Below are 19,683 nucleotides of genomic sequence, written 5' to 3' on the forward strand. Positions count from 1 at the left end.
ATGATGGGGCAGTCCTCTTTTTGTTTCAAGCAGGATGATCACTTTTTGGTCGAGAATAGACGATGAGCACACCACGCTCGACGAGCTGGAGGGCGAGCGTCTGTTTCACTTCTTCCGATGCTTTCGTCTTGGCAAGTTGTCTGTAGAGCAGGCGAAGTTCACGGCGCATCGTCTTGCGGATCAGCCACATGCTATCAATCGTCGTACACCAACCGGTCACGGTTTCGTGTCCGATGTAATACTGGGTCTGACGTTCAAGATAACGAATCCACCACTCGTCACGCGCCATTTTTAGTACGACACCTGTGAGGCCAAGTACAAGGATGGCGAGGGGAATGCTTTCATATAAAGGAAGACGACTAATAACAGTACCAACATTCGTGACGAGGGCAAGCATCCCCCATCCTATGCATCCGATGACAAGCCAATATCCAAAGTTGAGAGTACTTCGATGTCGTAACGTCACTTTCGGCGTAAGCAATGAAGTGGCCATCAGAAACACCTCCTTGTTAAATAATCGAATTTTCTGACAATTTGTAGTTGTCCTTCTACTATAGTTACTTTTTCCCGAATCGTCTAGTCATTAGACATGGAAAATGTGTTTCTTTCTTGACGAAATTCGTGTACGCTAAATGTAGAAGTGAGCGGTTACATAAAGGGGGATATAAAGAAATGATGGATCAAGTGATTTGGATTGCTGTCGGTATCGTTGCCGTTGCAGTTTTCTCAGCATCGAGCGTCGCAGCGTACATGGGTGTCAAAAACCAAGAAGACTAATAATCGAAAGCGGCTCATCCCGGAAATCGGGATGAGCCGCTTTTTCATTTAGTTATTTGCTGTCAAATCGGTTTTGAGCGCATAGGGTTTCAGCGCATCACTCCAGCGCAGGTAACCACCACCGACGAGATGGAGTCCATCGTACGTCATCCGATTTTGCAGGTACCCCTGTTTATTCGTCAAGACGGGTCGTAGATCAACGAATGGAACATCCACCGATTGAGCAAGGTTTTGTAAATTCCGGTTCAACGCTTCGACGTCCCGATTGATTCGGACGGAATCCGAATATTTCGGTGCGACAGGAACGGTTGACTGAATGACGACGTCGATGTTATTTTTTCGAAGTGTCGTCACAATCGTCGTCATGTTCTCAGTGATTTGCGGAATCGGTGTATAGTGACGAATATCATTGATACCGCCCATCAAGAAAACGCGTTTTGGTTTCATCTCAATGATCAAGTCGAGGCGAGTCAAAAAGCCTTCTGTCGTATCACCAGGAATCCCGAAATTCACGATCGTCGGGTCTTCCATCAAGATACGCCAATCGGCAAAATTCGTCATCGAGTCGCCTAACATGACAGCGTTCGCTGATTTTGGGTATTGATAAGTATGGAATAGACTATTCAGACGGACATAGTTCGGGTTCTTATCGTATTGGAAGGTCGTGACTGGAGTCGTACTCGTTGCAGGTAAGACGCTTTCGAATAGTTCGAGCGGTTTACGTCCCAGTAACAATGCAAGGAGAACGACGTTCAAGACGACAGATAGAATCAGGAGTGTCTTTTTCATAAACATTCGTTCCTTTCGAGGGAGTATAAGGGGTAGTGTAACATGAATCGGAATCCGTGGTTTGATAATATCAAAGGTTTTCTTGTCATTTTCGTCGTCATAGGTCACATGCTGACGGATTTACGGTTTGATTATGACGGAAAGTTGCTTGAGACGGTTTATCTGTTGATTTACTCGTTTCATATGCCATTATTCATTATTTTAAGCGGTTATTTCTTCCGCGAAAACAAGTATTTACGTGTCATCCAACTATTTGCCGTCTACTGTGTCTGGCAAATCTTAATTGGATCTTGGGCGACGCTTGGAGAAGGATTGCCGCTCTTTTCTGGTGAAAACATCGGTACGCATCTCCTACGTCCCTACTGGGCACTTTGGTATCTGTTCGTCATGGTCGTCTGGTATATCGTGACGCCGTATGTCGTTCACTTGCGTGGATATGTCTGGTTCGGTCTTGCCTTCGCCTTGCTGTATGGATTTGAACTCGAGAACACTGGATTCTTGGCACTTCGGAAGCTGATCATGTTCTATCCGTATTTCTTGCTCGGGAACTATCTATCGGAACACGAATTCATCCGCATCTTCGAGATGCCGAAGAACTTCAAGCGCCGAATGAACGTCCGCTTGATTGGTGGTGTGACGTTCGCAGCCGTCATGGGCTTCTTATTGTTCGAGGCGTGGCGTGACACACCGCAAGAGATCGTCGATTTCGCGAATGCCTTCAAGCATCGTTTCCCGTACGCTGAACAGTATGACAGTGACACGTGGATTGGTGTACTCAAGCATAGCGTCATCTATGTCTTGTCGATCGCGGCCTCGCTCGGTTTCATGATGTTGATCCCGATGCGTCGTCTTCCGCTCATCACACGAGCTGGGGAACTCAGCCTCTACGTCTATCTACTCCATGTCTTCTTCGTCATGGCGTGGCGTCAATATGTGACGGATGCATTCGTACCGCAACCGTGGCTCGCTTTACTGATCATGATTGGCGTCGCCTTGTTGATCGTTGGTATCATCATACACCCACTCGTCGTCCGTGTCCTCCGTCCTTTGATTGAGATTGACATTCGCCCGATCGTCGAGAAACGGGAAGACCTTTCAAAATAAGGCGGAATGCATTACACTTTAAGATAGATGGATTACTAGACGAAGGGCGTGGAAGGTATGTCATATAATTTAAATAATGCGGACGGTGTCGTGAACGTCTCGCAACAAGTCATCGAGGTCATCGCAGGGGTAGCTGTTCAAGAAACGGAAGGCATCGCCTTTACAGCAGATGATTCGAAACTGCAGGAAAAACAGATGGTCAAACTCGTAAAAGTCGAAGATGTCGGTGGCGACATCACGGTCAGTCTGTCCGTGCATATCAAATACGGCATGTCGATCATCAAGACAGCTGGAAAAGTCCAAGAACGGATTGCGCAAGACATGGAAAACATGCTTGCGTTCCAACCAAAAGCGATCAACGTCCGCGTCATCGGACTTTTAAAAGGATAAGTAAAACGTCTCGGCATCTTGTGTGCCGAGACGTTTTTTTAGGAAGAGGGAGGAAGATAACGGAGACCGAATGCAGGAACATCTGTTGCGGTGCAGGCGAAACGGAGACGAATCGCATGTTGGCTATGAGCGGGTAAGGACAATCCAGGATGGGTGACGTCTGCGAGTGGCGTCTCGTCATCCATCAATTCGAACGTTAGCGCCTCAAGCGTCAGTGTCTGATCGCTGGCATTACGGACGAGGACGGTCGCGGTCACAGTATCCGGCTCGCGCATGATTGAGACCGGTAATAACGACCAGCCATCTGCTGGAGGTGTCGGGTGCGAATAAGCGACTTGACGGATGATGCGTCGTTCCGATTCCGTGAAGTCGTCTTCGATGAACAGCTCGGTCAGCGTCTCACTTGAGAAGACAAGCTGCAATGGCTCCGTCAACTGCTCGAGGTCGACGAAACATTCGTCTTCTTCGAACGTCAACCAGAGCGGCAACGTCGCCATCGGGAGTATGACAGGAACTTCTTCGATACTGAGGACTTTCCGAGCGACGAGTTCGTCACCGGAGAGTGCAAGGACGACGAGATCATTCAGGTGGAACGACCGAGACAACGTATTTTGGAACAAGGCGATGACTTGAAGCGGACGGCGCGATAAGACTTGAAACAGATGGATCGCCATCTGATTGACCTGTAACTCAGGTAGTTGTTTCGCGACGTGACGAAAGACGTATTCGTCTTCCTTGACGATCGGCATGTCCTCCGTGAAATAGAGTGGGGGACGAAACACTTCATTCGACGTGTGCATGGTGCAGTTCTCCTTTGCTATCGTATGTCTGTTCGGCGCGGCAGATGCCAGAAAGGACCTGCTTTTCGAAACTCGCAATGGCATATTCGAAGTAATCCATGCCTTCTCGCTCAAAGATGCGGACTGGTTGCTCTTGTCCGTAACTCCGGAGGTGGATTCCTTCTTTTAAGCTGTTCATGGCTGTTAAGTGGCGCGTCCATTGCTCATCGAGTGCAAGGAGGATGAAGCGTTTGACGGTCTCTTTTTCAGCCGCAACATGGGCAACGAGCAAGGCTTCAGTGTCAGCAATCAGCGGTTCAAGTTGGCGTTTCATCTCGTCGATCGTTTCCAATCGTTCTAACGTGACCGGTTGATGCAACAGTTGCTCGAGTTCCGTCGTGACGAGAGCCAGCGGCCATTCTTCCGGGACGAGATCGTCAGAAAGCGTTTGGTCGATGATCGACGGCAAGACACGTCCGGCAAACGGTTGGACGATGTCTTCGAGTGACGTCGCATCAACGATTCTGTTGCGGAGATGATAGATTGCTTGCCGTTGTTCGCTGATGACTTCTTCGAGCTGGACGAGTTCATCTCGAACACTCCGATTGACGGATTCACACGTCGACTGAGCGAACTGCAATAAATCCCGAACGTCACGTGAAGCCAATGGACCGGAAGCATCCCGTACTTTTTGTTGCACGCGTGCGAGACGGTCGCGCGCGAAACGACGAGGCAGTTCATCTTCGAGTGAGAGATAAAATTGCGTCAATCCGGGATCGCCTTGGCGACCTGCCCGACCACGGAGTTGGTTATCGATCCGGATCGATTCATGGCGTTCGGTTCCGATGACGAACAAACCGCCTTGTTGTTGTGCCGTTTCATCAAGTAAGATATCCGTTCCGCGACCTGCCATGTTCGTGGCGATCGTGATTCGACCGGCTTGTCCGGCTGAAGCGATGATCCGGACTTCCTGATCGACGGTTTTTGCGTTCAGGATCTCGTAGGTGAGTTCATGTGTATCAAGTGTCTTCGCGACGCGTAAGGATTGTTCAATCGATGAAGTACCGATCAGAACTGGTCGTCCCGTGACGTGTGCCGATTTCGTCGCCAGCGCGATCGCTTCTAATTTTTCGTCACGCGTCGCAAAGATGACGTCCTCCGCATCGATCCGGATTTTCGGACGGTTCGATGGAATCGTCACGACATCCATGCCGTACGTCTTTTGAAACTCCTCCCGTGACGTCGCCGCTGTACCCGTCATTCCTGCCACCTGATGATAAAGACGGAAATAATGCTGAATCGTGATTTGTGCCGTCGTCCGGTTCTCTTCCGTGACGGGAACACCTTCTTTTGCTTCAAGTGCCTGATGTAACCCGTCGGATAGACTGCGTCCTTCCATCAGACGACCTGTGAAGAGGTCGACGAGCGCGATTTTTTGATCCTTGACGATATAGTCGACATCTCGCTTGAGGACGACATGGGCACGTAAGGCTTGAATGACGTAATGGAAAAGGACGGAGTGCTCAGCAGCGAACAGATGATCAATCGCAAACGCCTCCTCGATCGTCTCGATCCCATGGTCAGTCAAGGCGACCGCTTTAATCTCTTCGTCGAACGTATAATCCCGCTCGTCTTCGAATGTCTGGACGACATGACGGACGAGTTGCTGTAACCCTTCGTGGACACTGTCTCGTTCCGCCATGATGAGTGGCGTTTTCGCTTCATCGATTAAAATGCTATCGACTTCGTCGATCAAGGCGAAATGAAGAGGACGTTGCAGACGTTCCGTCGGCTCCATGATTAGATGATCGCGCAGGTAATCGAACCCGAATTCAGTCCCGACACCGTATGTAATGTCTGCAGCGTAGGCGATCCGTTTTTCCTCAAACGTAGCTTCAGCAGAATTGATTCCGACCTGTAACCCTAAAAAGCGGTGAATCTGACCGATTTGCTCCGCATCACGTTGTGCCAGATACTCATTGACGGTAATGACGTGAACACCTTTTCCGTGAAGCGCCTGAGTGAAGCTCGCGAGTGAAGCAACGAGCGTCTTTCCTTCACCGGTCGCCATCTCGGCGATTTGTCCTTCCAGTAATGCCAGACCGCCCATGAGCTGTACGTCGTAATGCCGTAAGCCAAGCGTTCGTTTACTCGCTTCTCGGACAAGGGCGAATGCCATTGGTGTAATCGCATCGATTCGTTCTCCGGCTTGTAGCCGCTCACGTAATGAGGCGGTCAATTCACGTAACGCTTGATCGGATGTTTGTTCCATTTCTCGTTCTAGGCTATTGATCGTCGTTACGATTTTTTCATAACGATGAATTCTTCGACTTTGATCATTCAACAACTGTTTAACACGTTGAAACATCTTCGTCACTCCCTCATATGCTATGAGATTCATTATAGCAGTTAAAAAATGTAAAACGAATAGTAAAGAACGAAATAAGTAAAACATTCCCTTAAAATTGAAAGCGTTATCAAAATTAACGTGTTTCGTGCTTAAAAATAGAAAATCAGAAATATTTGATAACGCTTGCAAAGATTCGGAAGAACCAGTAAAATTATTCATAAGGCAAGTGCAATCGTTTGCGCAAAGTCATTCGATTTCTTGCCTTTCATGGACGATGGAAGAAAGGATGGATGTCGGATGGCACCAACGATCGAAGCGGTCATTTTTGATTTAGACGGCGTAATTACCGATACAGCAGAGTATCATTACTTAGCGTGGAAACAACTTGGAGAGGATTTGGATATCCCGTTCGACCGGGAATTCAATGAGACATTAAAAGGTGTCAGCCGGATGGATTCACTCGAGCGTATCCTTGCGCTTGGTGGGAAACAGAACGCTTTTTCGGAGGAAGAGAAGCTAGCACTTGCTGCGAAGAAAAACGAACACTACGTCACATTGATCCAACATATTTCTGAACAGGATCTTCTTCCTGGAATCACTGCATTCCTCGATGAAATCCGAAACGCTGGGCTGAAGATCGGAATGGCGTCCGCCTCTAAAAATGCGCTGATGGTCGTCGAGGCACTAAAGGTCCGACACTATTTCGATGACATCGTAGACGCTGCGACCGTTGCACAATCGAAACCACACCCTGAAGTGTTTCTCCGTGCTGCAGAAGCACTCGACGTCGAACCGAGCCGTTGCATCGGTGTAGAAGATGCGACAGCTGGCATCACTGCCATCCACGCTGCCGGCATGTATGCCGTCGGAGTTGGACCGGAGTCGGCGCTCCATGAGGCAGACTATCGTGTCGATTCGACAGATTTGCTATCCCTTGAGCAAATCCTCGCTAGTCGCTCCCTTGTCTGAACCATTCCCTGATGGTGAATGACATTCCTTGAAAGTTATGTGTATGCAAAAAGGATCGCTTCCCTGAGCGATCCTTTTTGATATGGTGTTGATTTAAAGTGAGGCAAGAATGCCGTCCGCGATTGCTTGCGCGTAACGTGACTGATACGATGCGTTTGTCAGTTTCGCACGATCCGCGCTGTTCGAGAGGAAACCGAGTTCCGCTAGAATCGACGGTGCTTTCGTACCACGAATGACGGCATAATTTGCATAGTGAACGCTTCTGTCGCGCATGCCCGCGTAGGAGACGAGGCGTTGCTGGACGTTACGAGCGAGGTTGATCGAAGAGGCGCCTTTATAGTAGAAGGTCTCTGCTCCGTATGCTTGCGTACTCGTTGAAGCATTGATATGGACACTGACGAAAGCAGTCGTCGCATGACTGTTCGCAAGGGCACTTCGCTCTCCAAGTGACGGGTAGTAGTCGTTCGTATAGCGTGACATCGTCACATCGACTTTTCCGGAAAGACGCTCGGCAACTTGTTTCGTGACAGCAAGGACGATGTCGCGTTCAGCAACGCCGTAACGAACTGCACCTGCGTCGTGTCCGCCGTGACCCGGATCAAGGACGAGAAGTGGACGATTCGATGGTGCTGGTTGGAACAACGTCAGATACGTCGCATCGACATAACCGCTTTGACCACTTGCCGTACGGACGGCGACGAAGCCTTTCGTTTGATGACGCGAATTCGTGACGACGACAGGAGTACCGCGTCCAAGACGAGCGATTTGACCACTGAGCGTCGACGCGCTCGCACGAAGCGCGACGCTATTGCCTGACGGGATCAACACATACATCTTTGAACCACTATAATCGACGTTTCCAGTCGTCGAGGCAGGAACGGAAGTCCCTTTTTTCAGGTACGTTCCCATGACATACCCTGTTTTCCCTTGGTACTGGACCGTGTGCCAATTCGATTTAACGGCGAGGGAATTGACGGCAGTTCCACTTGGAATCGTCGTCAGGACTTTTCCGGATGTCGAAGGAGACGAACGGAAATTCAAGCGATCCGTCGTCGTATAGACCGTCGTTTTGGCTGGTGTAGTCACTTTCTTTAAATACGAACCAGAAACATAACCGGTCTTATTTGCATAGGTCACTTTGTACCAATTCCCGCTTTTGAAACTTGATTGTACACCGGCTCCCTTAGGAATCGTCAGTAATCGAGTAGAAGATGTCGTTGCCGCACTACGTAAGGATAGCGCATCCGTCGTCTTATAAGACGTCTTCGAAAAAGAAGTGCCACTCTCGATTTTTTTCAGATAAGATCCGGTCACATATCCCGTCTTTCCTTTATATGACAACTTATACCAAGAGCCTTTTCGATAGCTCGACGTGACTTTCGTCGTCTTCGGGATCGTCAGCAATTTTTTAGAAGACGTCGAGTTCGAACTACGTAGATTCAAAGCATCCGTCGTCTGATACGAAGTTTTCGTAAAGGTTGTACCAGAAGCAGCCGATACAGTAGAAGTAGAGGCGAAGCAACCGGATACCAACGAAAGTACTAGCGCGGTCCGAAGTGTTTTAGGTAATTTGCCCATTAAATTTCCAGTCTCCTTTTCGGTAAAATAAGAAAGATATATATTGAATTAGTAGAACTTAAGTATTATTAAAATAGTTAAATGTCGAAATTATATGTTCCGTTTTCATTCCTTTCTGTTAATATGAGGTGTAGCCAATTTATCGGTAAGGATATGAAAATATTACAGGATAATTAAATAATTAAAGAAATTATATATTATCAAGACAAATTATAGTTTAAAATATTTCAAAATACATACAATTGAAACATGATTGAAACATTAATGTATAAAAAAGGAAAGAGGGGCAAGGAATGGGCAACAGTGAACATATCTACCGCGAACTAATGGAAATTGAAGAGGAATACCGTCGCTTACAGCGGCGTGCCGAGTATTTGATCTCGGAATTAAGCCGTGGAACGGGAGAACATTCGCAAGAAGTCGCCGTCACGCATGAGCGTCCGTTAAAACAACGTCGTGTCAACCAACGGTACCCGCTAGAAGTCTACGTGCACCAAATCAGCGATTTGATGCGCGAGCGTGAATCGATGACAGCACGTGACATCCAAATGGAGCTTGAATTGCGTTACCGTCACCAAATTAGTAACATCTACCAATTGATGGCGAAAGTCGAACAGGCAAACCCTGCCATCAAAAAAGTCGGGCGCGGTATCTATACATATGATCCAGCTGCTGAAGTACCGATCTTCATGTAAGAGCCGCTCGTCGGCTCTTTTTTTTTATGATATAATTCGCGCAGGAGCGTGATGTTACTATGTTATGGACTGCGTCCATCGTCTGTTTTATCGCCGCCTTACTGATCACACCCGTCGTGAAACGCTTTGCGATTGCAGTCGGTGCCGTTGACAGTCCGGACGCGCGAAAAGTACACGTCCGAATCATGCCGCGACTTGGCGGATTAGCGATCTATATCGCCTTCATGATCGGTTATTTCATCTTACAACCTTCGAGTCCGTATGCGACGCACATTTTAGTCGGTGGATTCGTTATTATTTTGACCGGTGCACTGGATGATCGATTCCAACTCAATGCCCGTTTGAAGCTGATGGGGCAAATCGTTGCTGCCGTCATCGTCCTAAACGGTGGGATCCGGATCGAGTTCATCAATCTACCGTTCGACCAGCAGTTATATCTCGGATGGTGGAGTGTTCCGCTGACGTTCCTTTGGGTCATCGGGATCACAAATGCCGTCAACTTAATTGATGGATTAGACGGACTAGCAGCTGGTGTCTCGAGTATCGTCTTGTTGACATTGATCAGTCTTGCCGTCATTCAAGGAAACGTCTACGTGACGATCGTCGCGATTCTCTTATTGATGAGTACGTTCGGTTTTCTGTTTCATAACTTCTACCCAGCGAAGATTTTTATGGGTGATACCGGTGCCTTGTTCCTCGGCTATATGCTTGGTGTGTTATCACTCCTTGGATTCAAGAACGTGACGTTGTTCTCGCTTGCCGTTCCGGTCATTTTGCTTGGGATCCCGATTTCCGACACGTTGTTTGCGATCGTTCGACGGGTATTGCAAGGAAAACCACCATTTGCGCCGGATAAGGCCCATCTGCATCACCGATTGCTTGATCTCGGCTTTACGATGCGCCAAGCCGTGCTCGTCATCTATGGACTCTGCGCCATCTTCGGGATGACGGCGATTCTATTCTCGCAGACGAATTCGATTGGTGCCCTCGTCTCACTCGTCATGTTATTGCTCGTTCTTGACATTCTCGTCGAGTCGCTCGGTTTGCTTGGCGAACGTTATCGACCATTGTTGAATTTGTTGGAACGTTTTACATCGAAATAACGTATATCAAAAAAGACCGCTCATCCGTGTGAGCGGTCTTTTTTCAGAAAGGGAGTGTTGGAATGAATCAATCATTGAATCAACGCATCGTCTATTTGGATGTGTTGCGTGGTTTTGCATTATGCGGGATTTTATTCGTCAACATGCCGAGTTTTCTCGGTGATCGACCGAATGCGATGATGGGGGAGATGGATCAATCGATTCGTCTCATTTTCGATCTCTTCATCCAGACGAAATTCTATACCCTGTTTAGTGTTCTTTTTGGAGCCGGTTTTTATCTGTTCATCAATCGGTTGCGACAACGTGGTCTACCGATGACGATCTTCGCAAGGCGGCTCGGAATTCTGCTCATCATTGGTCTTTTGCACCTGCTCGTCTGGCAGGGAGATATCTTACATACGTATGCGTTGACGGGCTTCATTCTGTTATTGTTCGCCAAAACAAAGCCGGTCACGAAACTCTTGTTTGCGATAGCATTTCAAATCTATGCCATTCTGCTCTATCTACTTATTTTCTTTGGGGCTCGTCAATTTGGCGACGCTCCCGTCGTCGAGCTGGATAAGACACTTCAGTCGTTCGTCGCATCGCGCGATCTTCTCGGATTTTTATCGCATCACGCGACAGTTCAATTACCGGAAGCCCTCATGAATTCCGGTGTCATTTGGCCAGAAATTCTATCCCTGTTCTTGATCGGAGCCTATTTGATGGAACGCTTCAGCGCAGCGCCTCCAACGAATCGTTTCCTGTGGTGGACGCTTGGAATTAGTTTACTACTGACACTTCCGTCATTCGCTGGAATCATGCAGGCGCATGCTGATGTACCAGACGGATCAATCAATCTATTTTACGTTTGGCTCTCAGGACGCACGCTTGCAATCACCTATGCTTGTGCCGTTGCGTTACTCGTTCGTGCTGGGCGTATGCAATGGTTTACTGGACTGGGACGGATGGCATTGACGAATTATTTGATGCATACAGTCGTCTTTACCGTGTTCGTCTTCTTCAGTGGACAACATGGAACAACACCGTTATGGCAAGGACTGTTACTCGTTTTCCTGCTTTTGATCGCACAAGGTGTTGCTTCAAACAGATATCTCCAGTCTCATCCACAAGGTCCCATGGAGAAATTGTGGCGAAAAGGGACTTATGGAAAGAAAAACCGTTGAAGTTCACAAGAACTTAACATCTTTTGTGTAGAATGAAGGATGGAGGTGAAACATGCATCGTTTAATTGAAATCTTTCTTGTATCATTTAAGCTCGGATTAACATCATTCGGCGGTCCGGTCGCCCATCTCGGATATTTTTATGAAGAATATGTCAAACGGAAAAAATGGATTGATGAGAAAGCCTATGCTGACTTAGTTGCGCTCTGTCAATTCCTTCCGGGTCCCGCTTCGAGTCAGGTCGGAATGGGAATCGGTCTGGTCCGTGGAGGCGTAGCAGGGGCAATCATTTCCTTCGTTGGCTTTACGTTGCCGTCGAGTATCGCTTTGATTCTATTCGCGATTCTTGCGACACAATTCGATGTCGCGGAAGCCGGATTCATTCATGGCTTGAAACTCGTCGCTGTCGCAATCGTTGCTGACGCCGTCCTTGGCATGGGAATGAAACTTGCGACAGGCGTCAAACGGCTGACGTTGATGCTACTAGCGCTAGCAGGCGTACTCTTGATCGCACATCCATTGGCGCAAGTCGGTGTCTTGTTGCTCGCAGGTCTTCTTGCGTTCTTCTGGTTCAAAGAAGAGACGGAGACGGGTGGATCCTTGTCGATTCGCGTACCACGCCTACTTAGCATCTCAGCACTCGTCTTATTCTTCGTCTTACTTGCCGTCACACCGTTTCTCGCACAATCTGCGACGGGAACCGTCCAACTGACGAGTGTCATGTACAGTGCTGGTGCCCTTGTCTTTGGTGGCGGACATGTCGTCTTGCCATTCCTTGAGCAGACACTCGTACCTAGGCTGATGAACACGGATACGTTCCTTGCTGGTTACGCTGCTGCACAGGCGGTACCGGGTCCACTCTTTACGTTCGCGACGTATCTCGGTACGATCGTCTCTGGTGTATCCGGCGGTCTTCTTGCGACGCTCGCGATCTTCCTACCAGGTTTTCTACTCGTCATCGGTGTTTTACCGTATTGGGATCGTATTCGGAAGAATCAAGCTGTCGGACGCATGTTGATTGGCGTCAATGCTGCCGTCGTCGGTATCTTGCTTGCCGCTCTTTATGATCCAATCTTTACGTCAAGCATCAAGAGTGGTCTTGATTTCTTGATTGCCTTCGGTTTGTTCTGTTTACTTCGTTTTTATAAACAGTCGCCGTTACGAATCGTGTTAATTGGAGCCGCTCTCGGATTTCTTTTCTTCTAAACAACAAAGAAGCAGTAGACCCGGTGTCTACTGCTTCTTTGTTATTCCTAAAAGTCAGGTGCGCATCAAAAAGACAAGTTCGATCCCGCTACGCCACTCGCGCCGGACTTCCGTGAAGCCGAAACGAGTGTAGAGCGAAAGCGCTGGCAGATTACGTGCACCGGTCATGACGTGTCTTGTCTGATGTCGCTCCAGCACGTGATGCAACAAGGACTGTGCAATTCCTTGACGGAAGTATGGCGGATCCACGACGAGTCGAGTGATCGTCCCGTCATTAATCGTAACAGCACCAATAATGTCGTCATCAATGACGTAAACGAAACCAATTGGCGCTTCAACGTCGATCTCATCGATCGTTTCGCGTAAGGGCGGGAAATCAGTCGCATTGAGTAATGCGGCTTCTATCTGATAAGCGCGACGTTGTACTTCCAGTAGTGACCCATGATCAGTTGCTTGGAGTGAACGAATCATCTGCAGCCTCCGACGTGATGCTGTCTGTCGTCTCATCAATTGGCAAATTGAGTTGTTCCTTCAATGTCGTCTTCGCGTCAGCCAATGAAGTTTGATCAAGCTGGTAGTAATAGACCCCGTTAATTTTCGTGTCCGTTCCTTTAAGATCGATCCGATTGATGGAACCGATTTTTTTGATGAACGGTTGCAGTTGGAACGCTTCCGTCAACGACATGTTCGTCCGGAAATTGTCTCCCGTCGCGTCCATCAGGGTATTTAGTTTGGTGATAGAACCGAACGATGTCGACTGATCAACGATGGCTTCGACGATCTGTTGTTGACGTTTTGTCCGACCAATATCTCCTTCAGGATCTTGATAACGCATTCGGGCATAGGCGAGTGCTTCCTCGCCGTTCAACGTCTGTTGACCCGGTTCCAATTTAACGCCATTGCGCTTATCGGATGAGTCGAGTGTATCGATCGGTAACTTGACATCGATATCGATGCCGCCTAATGCGTCGACGATCGCGACGACACCATTGAAGTTGATCGATGCATAATAATCGATTGGAATATCGAGCAACGTCTCGACCGTTTCAATCGTTGAATCGATGCCACCGAAGGCATAAGAGTGATTGATTTTATCCTCGTAACCGACAGAAGGGATCTCGACGAGTGAATCACGGGGAATGCTGACCATATCAACGGTTTGATCGTCCTTGTTGAATGTCGCGACAATCATTGTATCAGCACGGGATGAGGTGTCGCCAGGTCGTTCATCCGTCCCGACGAGCAGAACGGAAAAGTGATCTTTCGTCAAATCAATGGCTGCTTCTCGTTTCTCGGACTTGTCACCGCGCGCTAAATCGACATTTGCATCGTTTGCGGTCTGGAACGTCTTATACGCGACGTAAGCGAAGGTCGCACCTCCACCGACGAGCACGACCAGAAAACTGATCACGAACACCTTGAACCACGAACGTTTTTTCTTTATCTTTTTTTTATTACTGCGGGTTCGCTCTTCCACCTTTATTAACTCCTAACTTTAACTGAATTTTTAAAAAACTTTAAAATTCTTTACAATCAGTATAGCAGGTCAGGAAATAATGTCACGTTCGAGGTAACGAGTAGAGCCGCTTGACAAATTGGCTTGACCGTTTGTCATGTTTGTCATCCAGTCGAGAAAATCGGGGACATCGGCTGTCTTGACGAGGACGTCGATCTGGACTTGATCGAGGTAATGGATCTGATCAATCGGATGAACACTCGCTCGTAATTCGTTCTCAAGCTTTCCGAGCCATGTGTAGTCGACATTGACAGAAACGACGGTATGCTCGATTCGTTCGACGACACCGACTGCGTTCAATGCTTCAGAGACACTCGAACCATATGCGCGAATCAATCCACCACCACCGAGCTTGATGCCGCCGAAATACCGTGTCACGACGACGACCGTATCGCGTAAGTCACGCTTCTTCAAGACTTCGAGCATCGGAACACCAGCTGTTCCGCTTGGTTCACCGTCATCATTCGCTTTTTGAATCTCATTACGCTCACCAATGACGTAGGCGGAACAGTTATGGTTCGCATCGTGATGTTTTTTTTTCAGCTTGGAAATGAACGCCTGGGCTTGTTCTTCCGTCGTTGCGCGAGCTAAATAAGTGATAAATCGTGACTTTTGGATAATGATTTCGTGGAAACCGTTTTCTTTTACTGTATAATAATTAGATAATGTCATAATCAAAAATGTCCTCCTCGTTAACTAGTTCTTTCTAGCATAACGACGTTCCAAGAGAGAGACAACCGTAGACGACTGGCAAGGAATGGAGGGAGTACCATGACGAATGAGATGAGGGAGCGGCTATCCTTGAATGATATCGTACAGAACATCATCGGCGTCGTAGAAGAGAGTCGGGAAGAAATCGTCCGGATCACGGAAAGTTCTCGCGAACAATATGCCGAAATCCAGCAAGAACTGCGCGACCTGAAGATTCGGGTGCACGACTATATAAAAGAAGCAGAACGACTCGAACGCCATATCAAGGATGCGAAGGCGCGACTCGTCGTCGTCAGTAAGAACTTCGACAGCTACTCGGAACAGGATGTCCGGTCGGCCTATGAGACAGCGAACGCGTTGCAACTCGAATCGTTCATCAATCAACGAGATGAGATGAATTGCCGAAAGCGCCGCGATGAGCTCGAACGCCGATTGATTCAGCTCGATGAGACGATTGAACGGGCAGATCAATTGATTGGACGTGTCTCGGTCGTCCTCAACTTCTTGACGGACGATATGCAGATGATGAATGAAAAATATGAAAAGGCGATGCAAAAACAGGAGATGGGTTTAAAAGTCTTCCAGTCCGCCGAAAATGAACGCCGCCGCTTGTCGCGCGACATGCACGATGGTCCGGCGCAGACGCTTGCCCACGTCTTGATCCGGGCCGATTTGATTGAAAAGATTCACCAGCATAATGGGGCAGAGGCAGCTTTTGAAGAGATTCACCGTTTACGGACGTTGATTCGGGATGGGCTTGCCGATATCCGCCGTATCATATACGATTTACGTCCGATGACGCTTGACGATCTCGGATTCGTTCCAACGCTCGAACGTTATCTTCGCCATATTCAAGAAATTTCGAATATTCCGGTTCACTTCAATTATCTAGGAGGCGGTGAACGGATCGATTCGACGTATGAAGTTGCTGTCTTCCGAATCGTCCAAGAAGCCGTCCAAAATGCAGTAAAGCATTCCAAAGCGAGTGACATTCGTATTATCATAGAACAATATCAACATTCCGTACGAATCCACGTGAAGGATAATGGCGTTGGATTTGATTTCGATTCCATCGTCGCATCATGCGACGAGTCATTCGGACTCGTTGGTATGCGTGAACGGATCGAATTGATCGATGGTGAATTCGATATCGAGACGCAGCCCGGAAAAGGTACGGTCATCAAGGTCAAGATTCCAATCGAGGAATCCGAAGCGAGAGGGGAAACACTGTGAACAACGAGCAAGTGAAAGTAGTCATCGTCGACGATCATCAGTTATTCCGCGAAGGCGTTAAACGAATTCTTGATTTCGAAGAAGAATTCGTCGTCGTAGCGGAAGGGGAAAGCGGAGCAGAAGTCATCTCGCTCGTCGAAACCCATCAACCGGATATCGTCTTAATGGATATCAACATGCCGCAAGTCAACGGTGTTGAAGCAACAAAACGTCTGATGGAAGTCTATCCGGACGTACGTGTCATCATCTTATCGATTCATGATGATGAGACGTATGTCATGCACGCCCTAGGTGCCGGTGCAGTCGGTTACCTCTTAAAGGAAATGGCAACGGACGAACTCGTCAATGCGATTCGTTCCGTGTACCGCGAAGGTGGATACGTCCACCCGAAAGTCACACCGAACTTATTGCAGGAATATCGTCGTTTGATGAAGATGAAACAAACGATGGCGTCACAACCTGTTGAAAAACGAGTCGCGGAAGCACCACTCCACGTCTTGACGCGTCGCGAATGTGAAGTCTTGCAATTGTTAGCGGACGGTTTCTCGAACCGTGCGATCAGTGATACGTTATACATCAGTGAGAAGACGGTCAAGAACCACGTTTCATCGATCCTACGGAAGATGAATGTGCCGGACCGGACCGGTGCTGTCGTCGAATCAATCCGTCGTGGATGGGTCGTCGTTTAATATCTCGAAAGACAGGAGCTCCCGCTTCCGTCTTTCTTTTTTTATCCAATAAAAAATGCTACACTTAAAAGCGATTGTGGCGTGTCACATTTGGCAGCGTCACGACGGAACTATAAAAGCGAGGAAATTCACGGATGAGCCAGATTGTGATCTTAACGGATAGCACAGCCTATCTGCCAACTACCTATTGTGAAGAACATCAAGTGCACGTCGCACCACTTAGTGTCATCTTCGACGGTGACGCCTACCGGGAAGGGTTCGATATCTCGGTAGCGGAATTTTATGAACGCATCCAGACGGGCAGTCTCCCGACGACCTCACAACCGAACATCGGTGATCTCGTGTCGTCGTTCGAGCAGTTGCCAGAAGGAACGGATATCATTGGTATTACACTATCAAGTGGGATCAGCGGAACGTACCAAGCGTTACATACGATCAACATGATGGTGGATCATGTCAACGTCCATCCAGTCGATTCACGTATTTCCTGTATGCCGCAAGCGTTTCTCGTCCAAGAAGCCGTTCGTTTGCGAGATGCAGGAGCGACGGCAGAGACGATCGTCCAGCGTCTTGAGACGTTAAAGGAACAGATTCGTGCTTATTTCGTCGTCGACGATCTCGAACACCTCCAGCGTGGAGGACGTTTAAGTGTCGCGCAAGCATTCGTCGGCTCGTTCCTGAAAATCAAGCCGGTCCTTCATTTCGTTGATGGAAAAATCGTTCCGTTTGAAAAGATTCGAACGTTTAAGCGGGCAGTCAATCGGATTGAGGAAATGATGAAGGAAGATATTCGCGGTGACGGTACCGGTTATGTCATCGGTGTCATCCATGCCGAGGATTCTGCGAAAGCAGAGGCAGAGATTGCTGAACTGAAGGCACTTTTCCCGCAGGCACGCATCGAGATGAGTGTTTTTGGACCCGTCATCGGTACACACCTCGGACCAGGGGCAATCGGTGTCACATGGTATCACGCAGCAGAATAAGATAAGAGCGGAAGCAGTAGGGATTCTCTTCATGAGGATACCTGCTGCTTTTGTTTTGTCAAAATCCTCAAAAATCATGGATGACTATATGGAAACACCTGTTGAAACCGTACCGTATGACGTTACCTCGAATTCTGCGAGTCCAAAGCTCAAGTTGAGTAGTGGAACGCTCACAAGGAGATTACGGACGTCCGCGAGAAAGAGACGAAACAGAAAAGGAGAGATGACGATGGATCTTCGAGGACGACTCGTACCTGTTGAATGGATCGACACACCACAAGTGACATACCGATTCAGACCAGCCGTGACATGGCGTTGCCAGCGGTGTAGTGCGCTTCCAGTGCGAGGGGACTGTACATGTGGTAAAGCCTGTTATTATTGTCGGAAATGTCTCGCTTACGGCAAACTGAGAAGCTGTGGACGACTCGTGACGGATCAGCGGGCACTTGATCCGGTGACACCGGCACAACATGGACCATTGACGTTGACGTCGGCACAACTACGTGTTGCTCAAGCGATCCAACGAACGGTTCTAACTAACAAACGGCTTCTCGTCCATGCCGTGTGTGGTGCCGGGAAGACACCCATGCTCTTCCCGGGGATCGCAGACGCTCTCGCCAGCGGACGCCGTGTGCTTGTCGCAGCACCACGGGCAGACGTCGTCCGGGAATTGACGGGACATTTGAAGCGGGCATTCGCCAACGCTTCCATCGTCTCCTTGTACGGTGGTTCGTCGGATCGTCTTGAACTGGGGGACATCACGGTCAGTACGACACATCAATTGATTCATTACCGGGATTGTTTCGACGTCGTCTTTTTGGATGAGGTCGATGCGTTTCCTTACCGGCTCGACCGGACGTTACATCGATACGTCAAGCGCGCGATGACAAAAGATGCCGCGCTGATTTTATTAAGTGCAACGCCTTCGTTTTGGCATCGACGGTTTCCGACGGTTCGGCTGATGCGACGCTATCATGGCTATCCGTTACCGGTCCCAAAGCTTGTCGTACCGTATAGTGAACAAATCGTGTTCGATTGGTTGGCGCGTCATAGCACTGTACCCCGGCTCGTCTTCGTCTCACGGATCGCGGAGCTCGAGCGATGGCAAAACCGATTCGCGACAGCGGGCTATGACGTCGAGACCGTCCATGCTGCAGACTCGGAACGAGTCGAGAAGGTCCAGCGTTTTCGACAGTCGACAGGAATCTTACTGACGACAACGATTCTTGAGCGGGGTGTGACGATCGAAAACGTTCAAGTCGCGATTCTGGATGCGGATCAAGGTTTCAGTACGGCAGCCCTGATTCAAATCAGCGGACGAGTCGGACGATCGGCGGCATACCCGGATGGTGACATTCTATTTTGCGCCAATGACCGGAGTGATGCGGTGTACGAAGCGATCCATCACATCAAGAAAGCGAACGCTGTGCAACCATGAATCGATGTCTATTCTGTCAAGAGGTCTATTTACCTAGTTGGGAACTCGGAAATCTCTGGACTAGGCAAGCGACCTGTCCGACCTGTAAAATAAAGTTTGTAAAAAGAGGGGAATGCGTCGATTGTGGAAAGCCGGGTCCAGTGTGCTGTTCAGACTGCACAGAATGGCGAAGGCAAGGGCTGACGCTCCAAACAGTACCTCTTTATCTA

Annotated in this window: 19 protein-coding genes; 11 read left to right on the plus strand and 8 right to left on the minus strand. The window is 48.6% G+C overall.

The genetic code is table 11. The features are described from left to right. Positions 1 to 25: 25 nt before the first annotated feature. Complete coding sequence (locus AYO36_RS01805) at positions 26 to 493, minus strand: hypothetical protein (protein ID WP_023469313.1); 468 nt, start codon at positions 491 to 493, stop codon at positions 26 to 28. A gap of 332 nt (positions 494 to 825) precedes the next feature. Next, a complete protein-coding gene (locus AYO36_RS01810) occupies positions 826 to 1,566 on the minus strand; it encodes an SGNH/GDSL hydrolase family protein (protein WP_050678748.1) in 741 nt (246 codons plus the stop codon). A 42-nt stretch (positions 1,567 to 1,608) separates the two neighbouring features. On the opposite strand from AYO36_RS01810, the gene AYO36_RS01815 reads away from it, so the two are divergent. Next, complete coding sequence (locus AYO36_RS01815) at positions 1,609 to 2,670, plus strand: acyltransferase family protein (RefSeq protein ID WP_064299377.1); 1,062 nt, start codon at positions 1,609 to 1,611, stop codon at positions 2,668 to 2,670. Positions 2,671 to 2,727: 57 nt separating this feature from the next. Beyond that, positions 2,728 to 3,060, plus strand: coding sequence for an Asp23/Gls24 family envelope stress response protein (locus tag AYO36_RS01820; protein ID WP_029342549.1), 333 nt, complete (start codon positions 2,728 to 2,730; stop codon positions 3,058 to 3,060). Between the two features lie 38 nt (positions 3,061 to 3,098). Here AYO36_RS01820 and AYO36_RS01825 read toward each other — a convergent pair whose 3' ends face one another. Together AYO36_RS01825 and secA2 are read right to left on the minus strand one after the other, a co-directional pair. After that, positions 3,099 to 3,860 (minus strand): SLAP domain-containing protein, encoded by a 762-nt coding sequence (locus AYO36_RS01825; protein WP_064299378.1) that lies wholly within the window; start codon positions 3,858 to 3,860, stop codon positions 3,099 to 3,101. Beyond that, a complete protein-coding gene (secA2, locus tag AYO36_RS01830) occupies positions 3,844 to 6,207 on the minus strand; it encodes an accessory Sec system translocase SecA2 (protein WP_064299379.1) in 2,364 nt (787 codons plus the stop codon). The genes AYO36_RS01825 and secA2 overlap by 17 nt, the downstream gene beginning before the upstream one ends. Before the next feature lie 279 nt (positions 6,208 to 6,486). Between secA2 and pgmB the strand changes: the two genes are divergently transcribed. Beyond that, the gene (gene pgmB, locus AYO36_RS01835) at positions 6,487 to 7,158 is read left to right on the plus strand and encodes a beta-phosphoglucomutase (protein WP_029342546.1); all 672 of its coding nucleotides are present in this window, start codon (positions 6,487 to 6,489) and stop codon (positions 7,156 to 7,158) included. A gap of 93 nt (positions 7,159 to 7,251) precedes the next feature. Here the strand turns inward: pgmB and AYO36_RS01840 are convergent, their stop codons facing one another. Further along, positions 7,252 to 8,736 carry an N-acetylmuramoyl-L-alanine amidase family protein gene (locus AYO36_RS01840; RefSeq protein ID WP_064299380.1) on the minus strand — a complete coding sequence of 495 codons (1,485 nt, stop codon included), beginning with the start codon at positions 8,734 to 8,736 and terminating at the stop codon, positions 7,252 to 7,254. 293 nt (positions 8,737 to 9,029) lie between these two features. On the opposite strand from AYO36_RS01840, the gene AYO36_RS01845 reads away from it, so the two are divergent. The 4 genes from AYO36_RS01845 to chrA all read left to right on the plus strand — a co-directional run bounded on the left by AYO36_RS01845 (position 9,030) and on the right by chrA (position 12,904). After that, the gene (locus tag AYO36_RS01845; RefSeq protein ID WP_029342544.1) at positions 9,030 to 9,431 is read left to right on the plus strand and encodes a Rok-like winged helix domain-containing protein; all 402 of its coding nucleotides are present in this window, start codon (positions 9,030 to 9,032) and stop codon (positions 9,429 to 9,431) included. Positions 9,432 to 9,490: 59 nt separating this feature from the next. Continuing rightward, positions 9,491 to 10,534, plus strand: coding sequence for a glycosyltransferase family 4 protein (locus AYO36_RS01850; protein WP_029342543.1), 1,044 nt, complete (start codon positions 9,491 to 9,493; stop codon positions 10,532 to 10,534). Between the two features lie 62 nt (positions 10,535 to 10,596). Next, positions 10,597 to 11,700, plus strand: coding sequence for a DUF418 domain-containing protein (locus tag AYO36_RS01855; RefSeq protein ID WP_064299381.1), 1,104 nt, complete (start codon positions 10,597 to 10,599; stop codon positions 11,698 to 11,700). Between the two features lie 52 nt (positions 11,701 to 11,752). Beyond that, positions 11,753 to 12,904, plus strand: a complete 1,152-nt coding sequence (gene chrA / locus AYO36_RS01860) for a chromate efflux transporter (protein ID WP_064299382.1) — start codon at positions 11,753 to 11,755, stop codon at positions 12,902 to 12,904. A 54-nt stretch (positions 12,905 to 12,958) separates the two neighbouring features. On the opposite strand, the gene AYO36_RS01865 is transcribed toward chrA, so the two are convergent. The 3 genes from AYO36_RS01865 to AYO36_RS01875 form a co-directional block, all read right to left on the minus strand. Further along, positions 12,959 to 13,375, minus strand: coding sequence for a GNAT family N-acetyltransferase (locus tag AYO36_RS01865; protein WP_064299383.1), 417 nt, complete (start codon positions 13,373 to 13,375; stop codon positions 12,959 to 12,961). Then, the gene (locus AYO36_RS01870) at positions 13,350 to 14,381 is read right to left on the minus strand and encodes an LCP family protein (protein WP_064299384.1); all 1,032 of its coding nucleotides are present in this window, start codon (positions 14,379 to 14,381) and stop codon (positions 13,350 to 13,352) included. The genes AYO36_RS01865 and AYO36_RS01870 overlap by 26 nt, the downstream gene beginning before the upstream one ends. A 69-nt stretch (positions 14,382 to 14,450) precedes the next feature. Then, on the minus strand, positions 14,451 to 15,092 hold the full coding sequence (locus AYO36_RS01875; RefSeq protein ID WP_064299385.1) for a YigZ family protein: 642 nt from the start codon (positions 15,090 to 15,092) through the stop codon (positions 14,451 to 14,453). Between the two features lie 99 nt (positions 15,093 to 15,191). Here AYO36_RS01875 and AYO36_RS01880 point away from each other — a divergent pair, with 99 nt between their 5' ends. From AYO36_RS01880 to AYO36_RS01895, 4 genes are all read left to right on the plus strand, one after another. Beyond that, a complete protein-coding gene (locus AYO36_RS01880) occupies positions 15,192 to 16,364 on the plus strand; it encodes a sensor histidine kinase (protein WP_029342538.1) in 1,173 nt (390 codons plus the stop codon). Beyond that, complete coding sequence (locus tag AYO36_RS01885) at positions 16,361 to 17,053, plus strand: response regulator (protein ID WP_029342537.1); 693 nt, start codon at positions 16,361 to 16,363, stop codon at positions 17,051 to 17,053. Before AYO36_RS01880 ends, AYO36_RS01885 begins: the two co-directional genes overlap by 4 nt. A gap of 134 nt (positions 17,054 to 17,187) precedes the next feature. Next, the gene (locus AYO36_RS01890) at positions 17,188 to 18,036 is read left to right on the plus strand and encodes a DegV family protein (RefSeq protein ID WP_047393177.1); all 849 of its coding nucleotides are present in this window, start codon (positions 17,188 to 17,190) and stop codon (positions 18,034 to 18,036) included. 229 nt (positions 18,037 to 18,265) lie between these two features. Further along, positions 18,266 to 19,474, plus strand: coding sequence for a helicase-related protein (locus AYO36_RS01895; protein ID WP_064299386.1), 1,209 nt, complete (start codon positions 18,266 to 18,268; stop codon positions 19,472 to 19,474). Positions 19,475 to 19,683: the final 209 nt, after the last annotated feature.

The organism is Exiguobacterium sp. KKBO11, from assembly GCF_001644945.1.
Classification (GTDB): domain Bacteria; phylum Bacillota; class Bacilli; order Exiguobacteriales; family Exiguobacteriaceae; genus Exiguobacterium_A; species Exiguobacterium_A abrahamii.